The 17,437-nt window shown below is 53.2% G+C and carries 14 protein-coding genes and 2 pseudogenes; 8 read left to right on the top strand and 8 right to left on the bottom strand.

The window, feature by feature from the left end:
- The 3 genes from ACQUTP_RS01785 to ACQUTP_RS01775 all read right to left on the bottom strand — a co-directional run bounded on the left by ACQUTP_RS01785 (position 1) and on the right by ACQUTP_RS01775 (position 3,170).
- Positions 1-1,002 carry an ABC transporter permease gene (locus ACQUTP_RS01785; protein ID WP_177344341.1) on the bottom strand — a complete coding sequence of 334 codons (1,002 nt, stop codon included), beginning with the start codon at positions 1,000-1,002 and terminating at the stop codon, positions 1-3.
- Between the two features lie 18 nt (positions 1,003-1,020).
- On the bottom strand, positions 1,021-1,767 hold the full coding sequence (locus tag ACQUTP_RS01780; RefSeq protein WP_072199055.1) for an ATP-binding cassette domain-containing protein: 747 nt from the start codon (positions 1,765-1,767) through the stop codon (positions 1,021-1,023).
- Positions 1,768-2,147: 380 nt separating this feature from the next.
- Positions 2,148-3,170 carry a LacI family DNA-binding transcriptional regulator gene (locus ACQUTP_RS01775; RefSeq protein WP_040188243.1) on the bottom strand — a complete coding sequence of 341 codons (1,023 nt, stop codon included), beginning with the start codon at positions 3,168-3,170 and terminating at the stop codon, positions 2,148-2,150.
- 345 nt (positions 3,171-3,515) lie between these two features.
- On the opposite strand from ACQUTP_RS01775, the gene ACQUTP_RS01770 reads away from it, so the two are divergent.
- Complete coding sequence (locus ACQUTP_RS01770) at positions 3,516-4,469, top strand: ABC transporter substrate-binding protein (protein WP_004176159.1); 954 nt, start codon at positions 3,516-3,518, stop codon at positions 4,467-4,469.
- 1 nt (position 4,470) lies between these two features.
- On the opposite strand, the gene ACQUTP_RS01765 is transcribed toward ACQUTP_RS01770, so the two are convergent.
- Positions 4,471-5,343 (bottom strand): PfkB family carbohydrate kinase, encoded by an 873-nt coding sequence (locus tag ACQUTP_RS01765; protein ID WP_080846700.1) that lies wholly within the window; start codon positions 5,341-5,343, stop codon positions 4,471-4,473.
- Between the two features lie 26 nt (positions 5,344-5,369).
- Here ACQUTP_RS01765 and ACQUTP_RS01760 point away from each other — a divergent pair, with 26 nt between their 5' ends.
- Together ACQUTP_RS01760 and ACQUTP_RS01755 are read left to right on the top strand one after the other, a co-directional pair.
- Positions 5,370-6,215 carry a BtpA/SgcQ family protein gene (locus tag ACQUTP_RS01760; RefSeq protein WP_080846698.1) on the top strand — a complete coding sequence of 282 codons (846 nt, stop codon included), beginning with the start codon at positions 5,370-5,372 and terminating at the stop codon, positions 6,213-6,215.
- The gene (locus ACQUTP_RS01755; RefSeq protein ID WP_080846697.1) at positions 6,215-6,859 is read left to right on the top strand and encodes a TenA family protein; all 645 of its coding nucleotides are present in this window, start codon (positions 6,215-6,217) and stop codon (positions 6,857-6,859) included. Before ACQUTP_RS01760 ends, ACQUTP_RS01755 begins: the two co-directional genes overlap by 1 nt.
- A gap of 204 nt (positions 6,860-7,063) precedes the next feature.
- Here the strand turns inward: ACQUTP_RS01755 and ACQUTP_RS01750 are convergent, their stop codons facing one another.
- A complete protein-coding gene (locus ACQUTP_RS01750; RefSeq protein WP_032456051.1) occupies positions 7,064-7,723 on the bottom strand; it encodes a hypothetical protein in 660 nt (219 codons plus the stop codon).
- A 2-nt stretch (positions 7,724-7,725) separates the two neighbouring features.
- Positions 7,726-8,793 (bottom strand): ParA family protein, encoded by a 1,068-nt coding sequence (locus ACQUTP_RS01745; protein ID WP_100098424.1) that lies wholly within the window; start codon positions 8,791-8,793, stop codon positions 7,726-7,728.
- 163 nt (positions 8,794-8,956) lie between these two features.
- Between ACQUTP_RS01745 and ACQUTP_RS01740 the strand changes: the two are divergent.
- Positions 8,957-9,090, top strand: a pseudogene (locus ACQUTP_RS01740) (IS3 family transposase); the annotation flags it as partial.
- On the opposite strand, the pseudogene ACQUTP_RS01735 reads toward ACQUTP_RS01740, so the two are convergent.
- Positions 9,089-9,406 (bottom strand): annotated as a pseudogene (locus tag ACQUTP_RS01735) (ISNCY family transposase); the annotation flags it as partial. The pseudogenes ACQUTP_RS01740 and ACQUTP_RS01735 sit on opposite strands and share 2 nt — an antisense overlap.
- Before the next feature lie 798 nt (positions 9,407-10,204).
- Positions 10,205-10,981 carry a MipA/OmpV family protein gene (locus ACQUTP_RS01730; protein WP_135731120.1) on the bottom strand — a complete coding sequence of 259 codons (777 nt, stop codon included), beginning with the start codon at positions 10,979-10,981 and terminating at the stop codon, positions 10,205-10,207.
- 124 nt (positions 10,982-11,105) lie between these two features.
- On the opposite strand from ACQUTP_RS01730, the gene ACQUTP_RS01725 reads away from it, so the two are divergent.
- The 4 genes from ACQUTP_RS01725 to ACQUTP_RS01710 all read left to right on the top strand — a co-directional run bounded on the left by ACQUTP_RS01725 (position 11,106) and on the right by ACQUTP_RS01710 (position 17,292).
- Entirely contained in the window at positions 11,106-11,801 is a 696-nt protein-coding gene (locus tag ACQUTP_RS01725) for a response regulator (RefSeq protein ID WP_004205879.1), read from the top strand.
- A complete protein-coding gene (locus ACQUTP_RS01720; protein WP_032456048.1) occupies positions 11,798-12,994 on the top strand; it encodes a sensor histidine kinase in 1,197 nt (398 codons plus the stop codon). The genes ACQUTP_RS01725 and ACQUTP_RS01720 overlap by 4 nt, the downstream gene beginning before the upstream one ends.
- 78 nt (positions 12,995-13,072) lie before the next feature.
- Positions 13,073-14,221, top strand: coding sequence for an efflux RND transporter periplasmic adaptor subunit (locus ACQUTP_RS01715; protein WP_285756006.1), 1,149 nt, complete (start codon positions 13,073-13,075; stop codon positions 14,219-14,221).
- Complete coding sequence (locus ACQUTP_RS01710; RefSeq protein ID WP_211774150.1) at positions 14,218-17,292, top strand: efflux RND transporter permease subunit; 3,075 nt, start codon at positions 14,218-14,220, stop codon at positions 17,290-17,292. Before ACQUTP_RS01715 ends, ACQUTP_RS01710 begins: the two co-directional genes overlap by 4 nt.
- The last annotated feature ends 145 nt before the right edge of the window (positions 17,293-17,437 follow it).

Here is a 17,437-nt window from a genome sequence, read left to right as displayed (position 1 = left end):
CTATCCTTTTGCCGCGGAGCGCGTCGGGTTGAGAATGCGGGTGTTCAGCCAGATAGCCAGCAGGATAATGGTGCCGGTGGCTATCTGGGTGTAAAACGGCGAAATATGCGACAGGATCAGCCCGTTCTGAATGACCGCAATCGACAGCGCGCCCAGCAGCGTGCCAATAATAGTCCCGAAGCCGCCAAACAGACTGGTGCTGCCTAGCACAACGGCAGCAATGACCTGCAGTTCAAAGCCTTCGCCCTGGTTGGAAGAGCCGCTGCCGAGGCGTGCGGTAATGATCATCCCCGCCAGCGCGGCGGCCATTCCGCTGATGATATAGACCTTCATGGTCACCGCTTTGGTGTTAATGCCGCTGCGCCGCGCGCCTTCGGCGTTGGCGCCGATAGCGGTCACGTAGCGGCCAAAGCGCATATGGTTGAGAACGATATGCCCGATCGCCAGAATCAGAATGCCGAGCAGCGCGGGCATGGGGATACCGACTACCCACGCGCGTCCGATAAAGGTAAACAGGCTGTCAGCCGGAACCGGAATCGAATAACCCTGAGTGATCAGCAGCGCGATGCCGCGAACCACAGCCAGAGTGGCGAGGGTGACGATAAACGCCGGAATCCCTTCATAGGCAATAAAGAAGCCGTTGATGGCGCCAACGACGCCGCCGAGCAGCAGGCCGCCGAGCAGTACCACCGGCCACGGCAGCCCCCAGCTATTCAGGGCGATAGCGGAGAGCGCGCCGACCAGCGCCAGGGTAGAGCCCACCGACAGGTCTATGCCGCCGGTGGTAATCACCATGGTCATTGCCGTCGCGACGATCAGCAGCGGGGCGCTCTGACGGATAATGTTCAGCCAGTTGGTGCCGGTGAGAAAGTTGCTGGTGATCAGCGAAAACACCACGCAGCAGAAGACGAAAAAGAGGGCGATACTGACCACGCCCGAGTGGTTATGCAGCAGGCGGCGCGGCAGCGAATGCTGGATCATGCGGGAGCTGCTTAAGTTCATGATACTCATCCTGTTACCTCAATGTGCAGCCGCAGAGCGGGCGGTGAACTTTTCGCCCACAATCAGGTTAACGATATCGTTCAGGCTGGTGTCGGACACCCGTCTGTCGGCGACATTAGTGCCTTCATACATCACCATGATCCGGTCGCAGACCAGGAACAGGTCCTGCAGGCGGTGGGTAATCAGGATCACGCTCACCCCGCGAGCGGAAACGCGGCGAATGAGTTCCAGAACCGCTTCGACCTCCGCGACGGCCAGCGCGGCGGTGGGCTCATCCATAATCAGCACTTTCGGGTCAAAGGCCGCCGCGCGGGCGATGGCTATAGCCTGGCGCTGGCCGCCGGAGAGATTTCGCACCAGCAGCCGGGTATCCGGAATAGATATCCCCAGCCCTTTAAGCATCTCTCTGGCATCGGCGTGCATTTTGGCTTCGTCGAGAAAGGGGATACCGAGGACCGATTTCATCGGCTCACGGCCCATAAACAGATTGCCCGCGACGTCGACCGTGTCGCAGAGCGACAGATCCTGGTAGACCATCTCGATATGGCAGCGGCGCGAATCGGCCGGGTTCGTAAACTGCTGCTGTTCACCGTCGATACGAATCGTGCCGCTGGAGGGGATCACTGCGCCAGAGAGCACTTTGGTGAGGGTGGATTTCCCCGCACCGTTATCGCCCACTAAGCCCAGCACTTCGCCCGGGGCCAGCTCAAGGTTGACTCCGCGCAATGAGCGTATCGACCCGTAGGTCTTGGTGATATTGATCATCTCTACCCTTGGCGGGGTAGTTTGTGGCTGCTGCATCTGATAACTCCCATCGCTGTGGCCGGGAAAATGTTCGCCATCCTGCGGGAGGGACTCTATCCGACACGGTTTACAATCTAGTAAACCGGTTTACCTGCGGAATAGAGCACTCGCCAGGGCAGTCAGGACAAACGCTATGTAAGATATTTGTTCGCCAGTAAGAACGTTGCAGCATCCGTGCCAGGGCAGGAACCACACAGCAGCCCTGTAACTTAACCTTATGTATTCAATACACTTAATTGAATAAAATCCGGTAAACCGGTTTACTGATTATAGTGAATAAATTGTTAATTGATCGTTTTTTGCGCCAAAAGCGGGCGCTTTTGCGCCATTTTGGAACGGGCTTAACAGATCTTGATCGAGTCGCGGCCAATCCATTCAACCGGCAGGCGGGTTTCCGCAGGGATATCCGGATCGTCGTTTAGCAGGCGCATCATGATGTTCACCGCGGTACGGCCCAGTTCGCGGGCGGGCTGACGGATAGTGGAGATCCGCGGCTGGGTAAAATCGGCGTAGTTGGCGTCATCGAAGCCGACTAACGAAAGCGCCTCCGGCGCCTGGAGCCCGCTGGCGCGCAAGCCATCGAGCAGGCCGAGCACCAGATAGTCGCTGGCCGCGAAGACGGCGGTGGGGCGAACCGGTTGGCTGAACAGGTGCCGCAGCGCCTGCTGGCCAAACTCGCGCTGGTAGTCGCCATACATCACCCATTCGGGCGGCCAGCTCAGGCCCGCTTGCTCCATCGCGGTGCAAAAGCCCTGATAGCGCTCACGGACGCTCATCAGCTTGTCCGGGCCACCGACGAAAGCGATATGGCGATGCCCGGCGGCGATCAGTTTTTCGGTGGCGATCCGCCCGCCCTGGACGTTATCGGCAAACACTTTCGGTACCTTACTGCCGGGAATATCTTCATCCAGCAGGACAATGCGTTCGTGACGCTGGACTTCCTTGCGCAGCAGGCCATTATCGGGGCGGTTGGTGGTGAACAGCAGACCGTCGACCTGGCAGGTATCCAGCCAGCGAATGAACTGGCACTCTTTTTCCGGGTTGTTGCGGGTGATACACAGCACCAGGCTGTAGCCGCTGGCAGAAGCAGCCTCTTCGGCAGCGTCGGCCAGTTCGGCAAAGAAGGGGTTGGTAATATCGGGAAGCACCAGGCCAAGCGTTTCGCTGCCGCCTTTGCTAAGACGACGTGCCAGGCTATTGCCGCGATAGTCCAGTTCGCGAATGGCGGTTTCGATGCGGTCGATGGTGTCCTGCGGCAGCACAATACTGTTGTTCATATAGCGCGACAGGGTCGCCTTCGACAGCCCCGCCAGCTTTGCCACATCGGATAACAATACGCGTTTTATACTCATTTCCTGCGCCATTTCTGCCAGAATCGGCTATCTGTAACATAGTTAAGCGCGGTGGATACAGCAATTTCTCTGCGAACAATCACCAAAAATAAATGCTTGACAAATTTTAATCAGCAGAGAATTGTATAGGCAGTTTACCGCATCATCCGGGAAGTCATTCCCAACCCCGTTTAAGTTATTCCAGTCGCGCACCGACACGGACCGGTTGCCGGGATGACATTAAGCAGGTATCCGCCGAACGGTCGATGATTGTTCTGGCGATATAGACGATATTTGCCCGCCAAAAAAATAATCCTTCTGCGTTCGCATGCGGCGCGGAACTCTGCTGGCTATCAACTATTCCCGACGAGGATACTGATGATGTTATTTCACACCGGAAAACTGCGTTTCCTTGCTGTCGCCACGACCATGCTGGCATCAATGAGTTTTATTTCTGCTGCCAGCGCTGCCGGTCCGACTTATGCGCTGGTACAAATCAACCAACAGGCGCTGTTCTTTAATCTGATGAATAAAGGCGCACAGGATGCGGCCAAAGCCAGTGGCAAGGATTTAGTTATTTTTAACTCTAACGATAATCCCGTGGCGCAAAACGACGCGATAGAAAACTATATTCAGCAAGGCGTTAAAGGCATTCTGGTTGCTGCTATCGACGTTAACGGGATCATGCCAGCGGTTAAAGAAGCCGCCGCCGCAAACATTCCGGTGATTGCGATTGATGCCGTATTACCGGCCGGGCCACAGGCAGCTCAGGTCGGCGTTGATAATATTGAAGGCGGCAGAATTATTGGTCAATACTTCGTAGACTACGTGCAGAAAGAGATGGGCGGCCAGGCGCGACTGGGTATTGTCGGTGCGCTGAATTCGGCCATTCAGAACCAGCGGCAGAAAGGGTTCGAAGAGACGCTGAAAAGCAATCCGAAGATTACTATCGCTAACGTGGTCGACGGGCAGAATGTGCAGGATAAAGCGATGACCGCGGCGGAAAACCTGATCACCGGTAATCCGGATCTGACAGCGATTTATGCCACCGGCGAACCCGCGCTGCTCGGCGCTATCGCCGCCGTGGAAAACCAGGGGCGGCAGAAGGATATTAAAGTCTTTGGCTGGGATCTGACGGCGAAGGCGATTTCCGGTATTGACGGCGGCTACGTCACCGCCGTACTGCAGCAGGACCCGGAAAAGATGGGCGCAGAAGCCCTGAATGCGCTGAACAGCATCACGTCGGGTAAAACCGTGCCGAAAACCATTCTGGTTCCGGCGACGGTGGTAACCAAAGCGAACGTCGATTCATACCGTCCGCTGTTTAAGTAGGTCAGCGCGCGCCGTCCGGGGTTAACAGGGCGGCGAGCTCACGGCTGCCGGGAAACGCGCTGAGCGTCCCCCGGCGGCTAACGGTAATGGCGGCAGCGCGACTAGCGTGCGCCAGCGCCAGCGCATCCGGCGCGACGCCGCGCAGCAGGGCGGAGGCCAACATGACGGCGAGGAACGTATCGCCTGCGCCGGTCGAATCAATCGCCTCGGCTGGCACGGCGGGACAAAACTGGCGCTGTCCCGCCTGAACCAGCCAGGCGCCTGCGGCGCCCTGGGTAATCACTAAGGTTTTCACCCCGTATGGCTGGAGCAGCTCGGCCTCGGATTCATTGACCACCGCGATGTCGATGAGCGGCCACAGATGGCAAAAGTCTGGATTGACAGGTGAGGGGTTGAATACCGTTGTCATGCCGCGGCTTCTGGCGTACTGGAACAGCGCCCGCGTTTTATCTAGGGAGAAATTACCCTGCTGTAGCAGAATATCGCCGGCAACGGCGTCCGCCATATGCGGAATAATATCCTCAAGGCGGAATGCGTCGGCAGTCGCCGTAGTGGTAATGATGGCGTTGTCGCCATCAGCGCTATTTAAAATAATCGAGGTATCGCTATGTTGATTGAAATGGCCGTCGGGTAGTAGCGTCAGTGGTTCATTTTTTATCTGCTGGCGGATCCACGCGCCGTTGCTGTCATTTCCCGTGGCGGCAATTAAACGCGTCTCTATTCCGCAGCGGGATAATATAATCGCCTGGTTCGCGCCTTTACCGCCGATATCCTGCGAAACTTTAACGCCGTGAATGGAGGCTCCTTTTTTCGGTATATCCGGAATGGACCAGGTTTCATCTACGGTAATATTACCAGTAACGTAAACACGCATAGTGTTCCCTTAACAGGATGGATAAGATGGTTGCTATCTCAGCAGAAAAGACGAATGCAATACAAGCTATTTTTTCACGAAACAAAGCTGTTATTGGCGTTATTCATTGCGACCCATTTCCGGGCTCGCCAAAATATCGAGGAAAATCAGTCTCGGATATTGTTGAACGTGCGCTTCGCGATGCTGAAAATTATATTTCAGGCGGTGTTCATGGTCTGATTATTGAAAACCATGGCGATATTCCTTTCTCTAAACCTGAGGACATCGGTCATGAAACCTCAGCGCTGATGGCGGTCATTACCGAGAAAGTTCGTGAGCGTTTTGCTGTGCCGCTGGGCATTAACGTTCTGGCTAACGCGGCGATCCCGGCAATGGCGATCGCCCTGGCGGGAGGCGCCGATTTTGTCCGCGTAAACCAGTGGGCCAACGCCTATATCGCCAACGAAGGATTTATAGAAGGGGCGGCCGCTAAGGCGCTGCGCTACCGCAGTATGCTGCGCGCTGAACATATTCGCGTTTTTGCCGATAGCCACGTTAAGCACGGTAGCCATGCCATTGTCGCTGATCGTTCGATTCAGGAGCTGACGCGCGATGTCGATTTCTTCGAGGCTGACGCGGTGATCGCCACCGGCCAGCGTACGGGCGATAGCGCCACGATGGCGGAAATTGACGAGATCCGCGCGGCGACGGAACTACCGCTCCTGGTGGGCTCCGGGGTGACACCGGCTAACGTGAATCAGATCCTCGGGCGGACTCAGGGGGTCATTGTGGCCAGTACAATGAAGGTCGATGGCGTCTGGTGGAACGATGTTGAGCTGGCCCGGGTGAAGCATTTTATGTCGGTCGCGCAGGCCGCTTTGGAGGAAGCTTAATGGAAGCGTTTAGCGAACGCCTGCTGCGCGAACATCAACCGGCGTGGCAGGCGATGCAGCAGCACCCGTTTGTGACTGATATCGAACAGGATCGTCTGCCGACAGCCGTATTCAACCGCTATCTGGTGTTTGAGGGCAACTTTGTCGCGACGGCAATCGCGATTTTTGCCCTCGGGGTCAGCAAAGCGCCGGGTATTCAACAGCAGCGCTGGCTGATTGGCGTGCTGAATGCCCTGGTTGATATACAGATCGCGTGGTTTGAACAGGTGTTGTCTGCGCGGCAGATCGATCCCGCTGAGTACCCGGATGATTTGCCAGGGGTACGGCGCTTTCGCGACGGTATGCTGCGGACCGCCCGCGAGGGCAGCTATGAACAGATCGTGACCCTAATGTTCGGTGCGGAGTGGATGTACTCTTGCTGGTGCCGACGGGCGAGTGAACATCATCAGAGCGATGCTGATTTACGACGCTGGGTGGAAATGCACGCGGAGGACGAATTTTATCAGCAGGCGCTCTGGCTAAAGAACGAACTCGACCGTTGCGCCATGGCGCTGAGTGAAAAAGAAACGCAGGCGCTGTCGGCGCTTTACGGTGAGGTACTGCAGTGGGAAATTGATTTCCATCACGCGGCGTACGAGGAGTAGCCGCGAGGTGAATCACAGGGGGCGCCGGAAGCGGCGCCTTCTGAGCGCTGCTCTCATTAGCGGGCCGATCTAATGGGTATCCTTTGTCTCTCCTGTCCAACACCGGCAGGAAATCCTCAGAGAGTACTGCAGAAGTTTTCTTTTCAAACGCGCATTTTAATAAGTAGAAAGATCAAAAGGGAGAAGATCTCCCTTAAAAGTTATTCAATCATTAAAGAGAGTAAACCGGGAAGGGCATGACTGAGTCTGGTAAACCACATCTGAATAACCAGCTAACCAAAGCCCTTTTTGCGCTATAGAAGGGTTTTTATTAGTAATGCAATTATCAATTAATGATAACAAAACCTGATGTGTTTCTTCATCTAGTTCATTTGTAATGTAATTTATAAAGTATAATCCATCATATTCTTTGCAAAGAATATTAGGCATCACCTTTGAAGGATAAAGGAAGTCAATTAAGTCTTCGGATATTACAATCCTTGGATAAATAGCCTTTTCACTTTCAACTTTATAGGCTTCAATTAACGCAGGGCTAAAAATAAAGCCTGACTTACTGTAATGTTTATTTAATGCAATACCTCCACGACACAAAAAACCATTTTTCAAAAGCAAAATTTGATATAATGAGACAGCCTTAGCAAACTCCTCAAATGAATCTTTCGAAAACGCTTTGCTAATAACAATTGAATCTGAAAACTGTACTAAATCAATATTAAAATCCTTAAAGATATCTTCACAGCTTATATGGCATTCATATAAATTCTTAAGAAGACCTTTGTCAAACTGATTCAATTTTTCTTCTTCAACTATGTTTTTAAAGCCCAGAATGTCTATGAAAGCAACATAATGTGAAGAGACGTCCATGATTATTTCCTCCTTTCAAATTCAAAAATAGAATCCGCTGCTTTTTTAAAAAGCCCCCGATAGGTGTTAATCCTTTCTAAAGCTCCTGACCAGTTATTACCTCTCCACGGCTCCCCACTTTTAGTAATCAAAGCTGTATCTTGTTGTTGGATGTTAAATACGGCTTTACCAACTTCCTGCATTAGTGGAGCTAACTGATTGAAATCAGGGATTTCAATGATGATTGTATGCTCTTTAGACTTATCATCTAATTGAGGCAGATACTTTTCATCACCGATTAACGGTTTTATTTTTTCATCAATTTCAACAGGTATACGATCCATCCACATCTGATAGCCAGGTTTAGCAACTCCAGAATATTTTTTGAATGCTTGCACTATACACCCCAAAAATGAAGGATTACCTTCCCGAATTGGAAATCCTAATTCCTTATATGCTTCTATTGCTTGTTGATGGTCTCTAGTCCATCTATCTATAATATGACTAAGGGTAGAAATAGCCTGAACATTAAACCGGTCGGGAGCAACGGGTATAAAAAATCCATCACATGCCAAGAAAAATGCTCTAGTTAGTGCTCCAGAACTAGGACCCACATCAATAAATACATAATCATAAGTATTCTTGGTTGCGAGCCTTTCCAAGAAATCACCTATAGCTACGTATGTTCTCATGAGGTTTGTACGGTTACTCATTCTTTGTACATGAGCTTCAGCTAAGTCATCTTCTATCGAGGACAGATCAACTGACCCCCTAATTAAATCAAGATGTTCAGCAACCTGACATACTTCAACTTTCTCTAAATCAATAAAAGCAGAATCCCCTTTTATTCTTTGGTTAAGAACTTCAAGGATGTTACTTCCTGGTAAATCTTTGATTAAGTTCTCTTTCTCTGATTGCTCATCAAGTTGCTTAATCACCGTTGCCATAGCAATCTCAGTTAAATTACACTGGGGATCAGCATCAACCATTAAAACTTTCTTACCAGTGCCTGAGATATAATTGCAAAGATTAAAAGTTGTTGTCGTTTTTGAGACGCCACCCTTATGGTTATAAAGAGTTATTATTTTCATGTTAACTACCTCTAGGTTTGATTTGCTTTTTAATATATCATTCCCAATACAAATTAGACATGAATTTAAAAACTTTTTTTAAATTTGTATCATGGATCAAAAGAAAGGGGGAAAATACTACTACGACCTTAAACTTCGTGCAGATTGGTAATGTATTCTTCCTTCTGAAAAACGCGTTCACTGGATTTATTGCCTGCTGAAACTGAATTTTCTCGCCGCAAGGAAAAGCAGTGTCTGCTGGTACGTACTCCGGCGCCACTGGTGACGCCTAAGGCACTTAACCAGAGCTGGTCGGTTCAAGAGCCTTTCCTGGGCGCTTGTTGTCAACGATTACGCCCTGGTCCAGCTCTCTCAGCCGGTCATAGGTTATGAAGGGCAGGGAAGTGCCGTTAGTCCGGAGCTCGATAGAACCGTCCGAATACTGCCAGACATCAATGCATTCCCCCTGGAAACGTCTGTTTTGTTCATTATCCTTAAACAGATAGAGATTTTTATCATACTGTAATGTCAGGTTTTTTGAGACCTTATGTTGTTCACGTTAGGTGAATGTTGCTACCAGATTTTCATCACTCTCGAGCGGACGATGAACGTCGAAATCATGGCGTGGCGGCTTCGCAAGCCATGGCCCTTGGATGAACTGGTATTGGCACAGATACCGGTGATGTTCAATTCGCTCATGGCACGGCCAAACCAGGCTGGCCACGCCGCCGGTTAACAAGTGAAAGTGGCCCTGTTCATGGTAGCGCTCCAGTAGCCGTTGGTAGTGTCTGTCAGATTTCTCCAGGCGGCTGGCCGCGAGACGCGTAGTGAGACGCCGGTCGATAATATCCTGAATGATTCTGAGTCTTTTAACATCGTTCATTGAGAAAAATTCCGTTCCGTATGCCGTCATTAATCTCATCCTTTGAAAGCAGCGATCGCTATAGTTAGACTGTAGCGCGGACATGTCTTATTGCCAGAGACGGGCATCTCCATTAACCTACCACAACATTAGTTCGCATAATGTATATTATGTTAAATAGAATATCGGGACGCGTAACCCAACCATAGTTACAACTCTACCCCATGAAATTCATAGGCTCCATCTTGTCCTCCACCGGCTGCTTACTCGTTTGTATATGACTCGCGCTGTTTTCACTCACGGTACTCTGATGCCGACCGTGCACCACGTGTCCAACAACTTCCCGCGGACCAGCGATGGCGTTTTTCATAAACTCCTCCGGCACGCATATGGCGCTCTCGATCGTCGTTGGGTTCATTAGGCGAACGCCCGACGGCGACACGCTGACCGCACCCGGCTTCCCGGCGCGGTTAACATCAGGTCTCGCTTCTGGTTGCCTATCTGCCAGACAATGCCGACTCACTCAATTTTAACCGTTCCCGGCAAACCGCGCGCCGCACTTTCTCCGCCCTAAAATGTCCAGGTAACTGCTGCTGCCAGTGCCGTCTCGTTACGTCGTAACACGATCGGGCTTTGATTGGCATGCTCCCCAAGCCAGGTATAGTCAGCGCTCAGAACCGTGCCCCAGTGGGCATCAAACTGGTGACTCCAGATCAGACTGTTGTCTATGCCATAAAATCCCCCCGGTGCTGAATAGCGGCTATAACCTGAACGCCGGCTCTGCTCCGGATTCACGCCATACCAGGTATTCAGGTAACGCATGTCGCCAAACAGGGCCGCCGTTTGAAAGGCGATCGTGTCCTGATCGGTTTGAACGGGAATCAACGTGAAGGATGCCTGGTAACTTACCCCCTGACCGTCCGTTAAAGGCAGCGTCGCTTTACCTTCAACACTGAGCCACGAAAGCGCCTGCCAGCCAACGGCAAGGGCCGTGTTCAGTGAGACGTCAATGTCTCCCATCCCTTTCAGATTATTTGCCCCTGCCCGCCAGCTGGCGTTTTTATCCGTCCTTCCCAGATCGTATCCCAGCGTATGTTCGAAGTACCAGCCGCTGGCGTTCTGCAGGTCATACCCTACCCCTTTCTGTGTATCAATAAAGAAAGCGCCGTTACGACCCTGAAGCACCGGAACCACCTGCCATACCTGCTTGTCTGAACCTGAGTATCGCGGAGCGTAGCGCCCCCCAAGCCCGATAGTGAAAGAGCCGTCATCATTTGCCTGTACACAGGATGTGATGGCCGTCAAAAGCGGTACGGTCATATACAGGGCTTTTTTTAGCGCTATCATACTGTTCTCCTCACGGATGCTGGTTTCTCCTGAGGCAGGAGCTGCCACAAAATGTTGGCGCAGTATGCTTTGGCAAAATCAATGAATCGTCGGGATAGTGTTAAGAAACGGTCAAGGTGAATGGATGTTGTCCAGAAGAGTGCTGATTATTGAAGATGACGCCGATGCGGCTGGCGTGCTCGAAGCCTATTTACGCCGTGAAAATTACGATGTCGTCATTACCGGAGATGGGCTGTCCGGGCTGGATATGGCGCACCGGTGGAAACCCGATCTGATCCTGCTGGATGTGATGCTTCCGGGGCTTAACGGCACCGAAGTCCTGGCTGGCCTGCGTCGCAAAAATGATGTTCCGGTGATCATGGTCACCGCCATGGGCGATACTCCCGATCGTATTGGCGCCTTGCGCTATGGCGCCGATGATTATATTGTTAAACCTTACCATCCGGGAGAAGTTGTTGCTCGGGTACAGGCGGTACTGCGCCGTAGCAATAAAAAAGAAACAAAGGAAGAGATCCTTCGCTGGCAATCACTTGAAGTGGATGTCACGGCCATCGTGGCGAGTATTGTCGACGGGAACAACACACCGCGGACGTTAGACCTCACCCCAACCGAATTTTCACTACTGACCACGCTTATGCGCTCTCCTTCACGACCTTTTTCCCGCCAGCATTTACTGGAGCACTGTTTGCCGGAAAGTGAAGCCCTGGAGCGCGTGGTGGATACCCATATTTATAACCTGCGTAAAAAACTCGAGGCGGCGGGTATTTCCGGCGTGCTGGTTAACGTTCGCGGCGTAGGCTACCGGTTCAGACAACCATGACAAAAAATCGCTACTCCTCCCTGTGGCGCTGGATTTGCGCACGTATATTAGCGCTGGCCATCGGAAGCGTAATTGTCATTGCGACCTGTATGTGGCTACGTTATGCGGTGCAGAATTACTGGAACCTGGGCAGAATGCCGGTATCGGTCCGGCAAGAGTTTCTTGCGCTCAGCCAGAACCCGCAGGCCAACCCGGCGCGCTTCCATCAAATCGTCGATACCTGGTGGGGGTTGAGTTATTCAACCCCATCCATCGCCTCGGCGGACTGGGTCACCGTGGCGTTACTGGTCCTGGTCATGATCCCTTTTATTGTGGTGATGGGATTGAGATATGCCAGGCCACTGGCGCTGCAGTTCAGCCGGCTGCGTGATGCGGCAAAGGACGTCGCCGAAGGACAATTTGGCCGCCAGGCAGAGCTCATCAGGAATGCGCCGGCTGAAATGGTCAGCTTTGCGAGTGACTTTAATACCATGACGGTAAAACTGGCCCGCTATGAAAAAGAGTTACGTACCTCTCATGTGGCCATGGCGCATGAGCTTCGCTCCCCCCTGACTGCCGCTATTGGACGTTTACAGGGCATGCTGGATGGCGTGTTTGATGCCAGCCCGGAGCAACTGGCCATGGTAATGAAACAGCTTCAGCACCTGAATCGCCTGACCGATGAACTTCATCTGCTCTCGCTGTCTGATGCCGGGAATCTGGTCCTGGAAAACGAACCCTTTTATCTGGATGAGCTGCTTAAGGAACGGGCGACATGGATCATGCCCCAGGCTGATGCACATCGTTTTACCATCAGACTTCATCATTCTCAGGCGTGTCCCTTCAAAGGCGATACGTTCCGTATGGGCCAGGTTTTTACTATCCTTATGGAAAATGCCCTCCGTTACGGGCGTGATGGCGGCCATCTTGATGTCACGCTGCACTACGCCAATGGGCAATATTACCTCGAATTTCGCGATGACGGCCCGGGGGTATCCTCCCAGTTCCTGCCGGAAATGTTCAACCGTTTTAGCCGGGAGGAGCAGTCGCGTGCCCGCCACTCCGGAGGCAGCGGTCTCGGTTTATCCATCGCTAGCGCGATCTGTCAGGCTCATGGAGGCAGTATCAGCGCGTCGTTACCTGAAACCGGCGGACTCGCAGTCACAATTTTGTTACCCTCAACGTCGTCTAAGATGGAAAATAGCCGCTCTTGATAATACCTTGACAAAACGTCGAATCTTTCTCGACTAAGCGCGCATTTAATAACGCCATAACCTTTATGGAGCGGCGTTATGTCAGATGAATTTTTACTCTCCCTCCGCCACAGTCTGCACCATTTGTACGACGTGGCGCGCACCCTTTCCTGGCTGCACTTTCTTCCCCTGACCATTCTTTCGGTGGTGATTTTTCTGTTGCCCGGATGCGGGGACAACCATGGTAATAAGACTGTTCCTGTTCGAACGGTACGCTACGTTGTCGTTGGCTCAGCGCAAACCCTTCCCGCGCTGGAAAGAACCGGAGAGATCCATGCGCACGATGAAACGATTCTTAGCTTTCGCACCGGCGGCCGGATAGTGACGCGTAGCGTCGATATTGGCGACCGGGTGAATGCAGGGCAACTGCTGGCCACGCTTGAAAATACAACCAGTCAGAATCAGCTCGATGGCGCACAGGCTGACTATGAAGGAGCCAAAGCCGCTGCTCAGGTTGCTGCACTTAACGTCAGCCGAATGCAAAAGCTTATGCCAACTGGCGCGATTGCCCGCACGCAGCTCGATAACGCCCGCGCGGACTGGCTTGTCGCCCGCGCGCGTTTAAAAAACAGCGAGTCCGCGTTACGTAATGCCCGGGAAAATCTTGGCTGGACGCGTCTGATTGCGCCGCAAAGCGGCATGATCACCGAAGTAAGCGCCTCTGCGGGTCAGGTTGTCAGTGGGGGGCAGTCGGTGTTGACGCTGGCGACCGGCGAAGCCCGCGATGTGGTGTTTGATATCGCGAAACCCGATGCGATCCCGCCACAGGAACAGGCTGGCTTGCGAGTGTCCCTCCTCAGCGACCCGTCGGTGCAAGCGTCCGCCGCGCTAAGAGATATCAGCCCGCAGGCCGATCCTCAGACCCGCACATGGCGCGTCAGGGCTACTCTGCAAAACCCGCCGCTGGCAATGGCGTTGGGCGCCAGCGTCACCGTCACGTTACCCGCAACCGGCCCGCATGGATACGCCCTTCCCGCTTCAGCGCTGAGCCGCGTCGGCGACAAACCGGCAGTTTATGTAATTAATCCGCAGTCGCAGGCACAGCTTCGCGTGGTGGTGCCAGCATACTATACCGCCACCTCGGTCATTATCTCCGGCGGCCTTGAACCAGGCGACCGGGTAATTACCGCCGGCGTGAGTAAATTACGCTCCGGCGAGCCGGTGATTGCCGGGGAGTGCGAATCATGAAACCAGTATTGAATGAGAAAGTTAACCTCTCCGCCTGGGCGCTAAATAATCAACAGATGGTCAGTTTTTTCATGCTACTGATCATTGCTATGGGCGCGTTCTGTTATGAGAAGCTGCCACGTAATGAAGATCCGGCGTTTACGATTAAAACGGCTGTCGTTTCCGCGCAATGGCCCGGGGCATCCGTAACGGATACCACCCGACTGCTGACCGATACGCTGGAAAAAAAGCTGCAGGAAACCCCCTGGCTTGATTATCTCGAAAGTGAATCCCGTGCCGGGAGAACCGTTATTTATGTCAATCTTCGTGACGATACCCCGCCGGAAAAGGTGCCGGATATCTGGTATCAGGTACGTAAGAAAATGCAGGACATTGCCCCGTCGTTGCCAGAAGGCGTTCAGGGCCCCGCCGTCGACGACGAGTTTGATGACACGTTCGGTACGATTTATGGCTTTATACCTGAGGGCTATACCCTACGGGAGGTCCGGGACCAAGTTGAGACCATTCGCCGGGAACTCATGTCGTTACCGGATATCGGAAAAACCACTCTGCTGGGTGAGCAGCAGGAACAGATAGTCCTCTCTTTTTCTCCAGCGCGTCTGGCAGGTATGGGGCTGAACATCCAGCAGGTAGCGGATGCCCTCAGAGCACAAAATGCGGTTGTCCCGGCAGGTATAATCCGCACCGGACAGGAAAATATGGCGATAAAGGTCAGCGGGGAGCTGACATCTGAAGCGAGCTTACGTGCCGTCACGCTGCATATTAACGATCGTTACCTTCCTCTGACGGATATTGCCACCGTTAGCCGGGAAAACGGCGAGCCTCCCCAACCGGTTTATCGGGTCAACGGCAAACCCGCCATCGGGCTGGCTATCTCGATGGCGCCGACGGGTAATATGCTGCGTTTCGGCGCCGCGCTGAATGCAAAAATGCATGCCATCAGCGTCACGCTGCCGCACGGTATTGAGATGGTCAAGGTTGCCGATCAATCAGCGGTGGTCAGCGACGCCGTAAGCGGGTTTATCCGGGTGCTTATCGAAGCCGTGGCGATCGTCCTGGCCGTTTCGTTTGTCTCACTGGGTTTACGAGCTGGACTGGTCGTGGCTGCGGCCATCCCCCTGGTTCTGGCCATGACCTTTACGGGAATGATGCTGGCAGGAATAGGTCTGCAGCGTATTTCTCTCGGCGCATTGATTATCGCGCTGGGCCTGCTGGTCGATGACGCCATGATCACCGTGGAAACCATGGTCTCTGGTCTGGAAGCCGGGGATTCCCGCCGGCAGGCGGCTACCCGGGCTTTTAAAACGACCGCATTTCCGATGCTGACGGGCACCCTTGTGATGATTGCCGGGTTTATTCCCGTGGGATTTGCTGCGTCCAGCGCCGGTGAATATTGCTTTTCCCTGTTTGCCGTGGTGCTCATCGCCCTGCTGTGCTCATGGGTTGTCGCGATCCTGTTTTCACCGTTAACCGGCACGTGGCTGTTATCTGACAACATCAGACAGAAGGCGAAAGGTCCTGGATGGATGGCCCGCGGATACCAGTGGCTACTGCGCAAGGCGTTGCGTCACCGCTTCGCCACCGTGTGTATTGCCCTCATTGTGCTTGGTCTGTCCGTATACGGAACAACCTTTATGCAGGGGGAGTTTTTCCCCGCCTCCGACAGGCCAGAATTGCTGGTAAGCCTGACGCTACCGGCAAATGCCTCGCAGTCGGAGGCGCAAAATAGGGTTGAAAAGCTGGAGAAGGCCCTGGCAGGCAACCGCAACGTTGAGCGCTTTTCGACATACGTTGGGTCGGGAGCGATCCGTTTTTACCTGCCTATGGATGTGCTTCTGGCAAATGAAAATATCGCCCAGATGGTGGTGGTGGCTAAAGATCTTAAAGCGCGGGATCGTCTTCATCGACAGTTAAACAGGATACTGGCTACGCGCTTTAGCGACATCATCACGCGCGTATCGCCCCTGGAACTTGGGCCCCCGGTCGGGTGGCCAGTCAAATACCGGGTGAGTGGGCCTGACTATCTGAAGGTCAGGTCGATCGCGAATCGCCTGAGTGATGTCATTGGTCGGTCTCCCTCTTCCCGCGAGGTTAATCAGACGGCAGGCGAGCCGGAGAGAGTCATGACCCTCAAGGTCAATCAGACCGCCGCCCGGGCTGCGGGTGTGTCGTCAGAAAGTCTGGCCCGGATGCTCAATACCGTCTGGTCCGGCAGTATAGTCACGTCGGTTCGCGAAAATGACCGCCTTGTTGATGTAGTGCTCCGGGCCAGGGACAATGAGCGTCTTAACCTCGCCACCTTCTCTTCGCTGACTATTCAGGGGAATGACGGTAAACAAATCCCCCTCAGCGCCTTTGCCACACCAGCCTGGGGCGTGGATGATCCGGTGATCTGGCGTCGACAGCGTTTGCCTTTCATCACCGTGCAAACTGACCTCGCACCGGGACTTCGCGCCGAAGCAGTATCCGCAGCGTTGCGACCAGCGGTAGACAGGTTGCGCGCGGAACTGCCTGAAGGCTACAGCATTGAAGAAGGAGGCGCGGTTGCTGAATCGGAAAAAGGTAATAGTTCGGTCTATGCGGTTCTGCCGGTGACAATGGTCATCATGCTCTTGCTGTTGATGCTCCAGTTGCGCAACTATTCCCGTATGGCGTTGGCTATACTGATGGCCCCGTTTGGTTTACCGGGTATCGTACTGGCTATGTTACCTGGCGGAACACCGATGGGATTTGTCGCTCTGCTTGGCGTGATTGCGCTCGCTGGCATGATCATTCGTAACGCCGTCATACTAATTAGCGAGGTTGACAGCAATCTTGCTCAGGGGATGGCAAGCGATGCCGCCATTATTGCGGCCGCAGAGCATCGTGCGCGCCCCATCTGCCTGACTGCCTGTGCCGCCATTCTGGGGATGATCCCCATCTCCCATCAGGTATTCTGGGGACCGATGGCCTATGCGATTATTGGGGGGCTACTGATTGCCACGCTGGTTACACTGACCGTTTTACCTGCATCGTTAAGCCTGTTGTTACACCTGAGAATGACGTCCTCAGGCGAGACTTGTGAAAAATGAGTGGCGTGCCGTCGTATCCTCGTCTCAGGGGGTTGCCAGGTTATTCGCTGCAAGTCAAAGAACTTGCTCACCTGCTGCTGCAACGCCTGGGTAACAGGAAACCTAATAAAAAGTAAATCTCCCTGACCATGTTTATTTATACTCA

This window comes from Klebsiella sp. 2-CIP_Kleb. (genome assembly GCF_050378715.1).
In the GTDB taxonomy this organism is placed as follows: domain Bacteria; phylum Pseudomonadota; class Gammaproteobacteria; order Enterobacterales; family Enterobacteriaceae; genus Klebsiella; species Klebsiella quasipneumoniae.
This window is presented reverse-complemented; position numbering and strand designations above follow the sequence as displayed.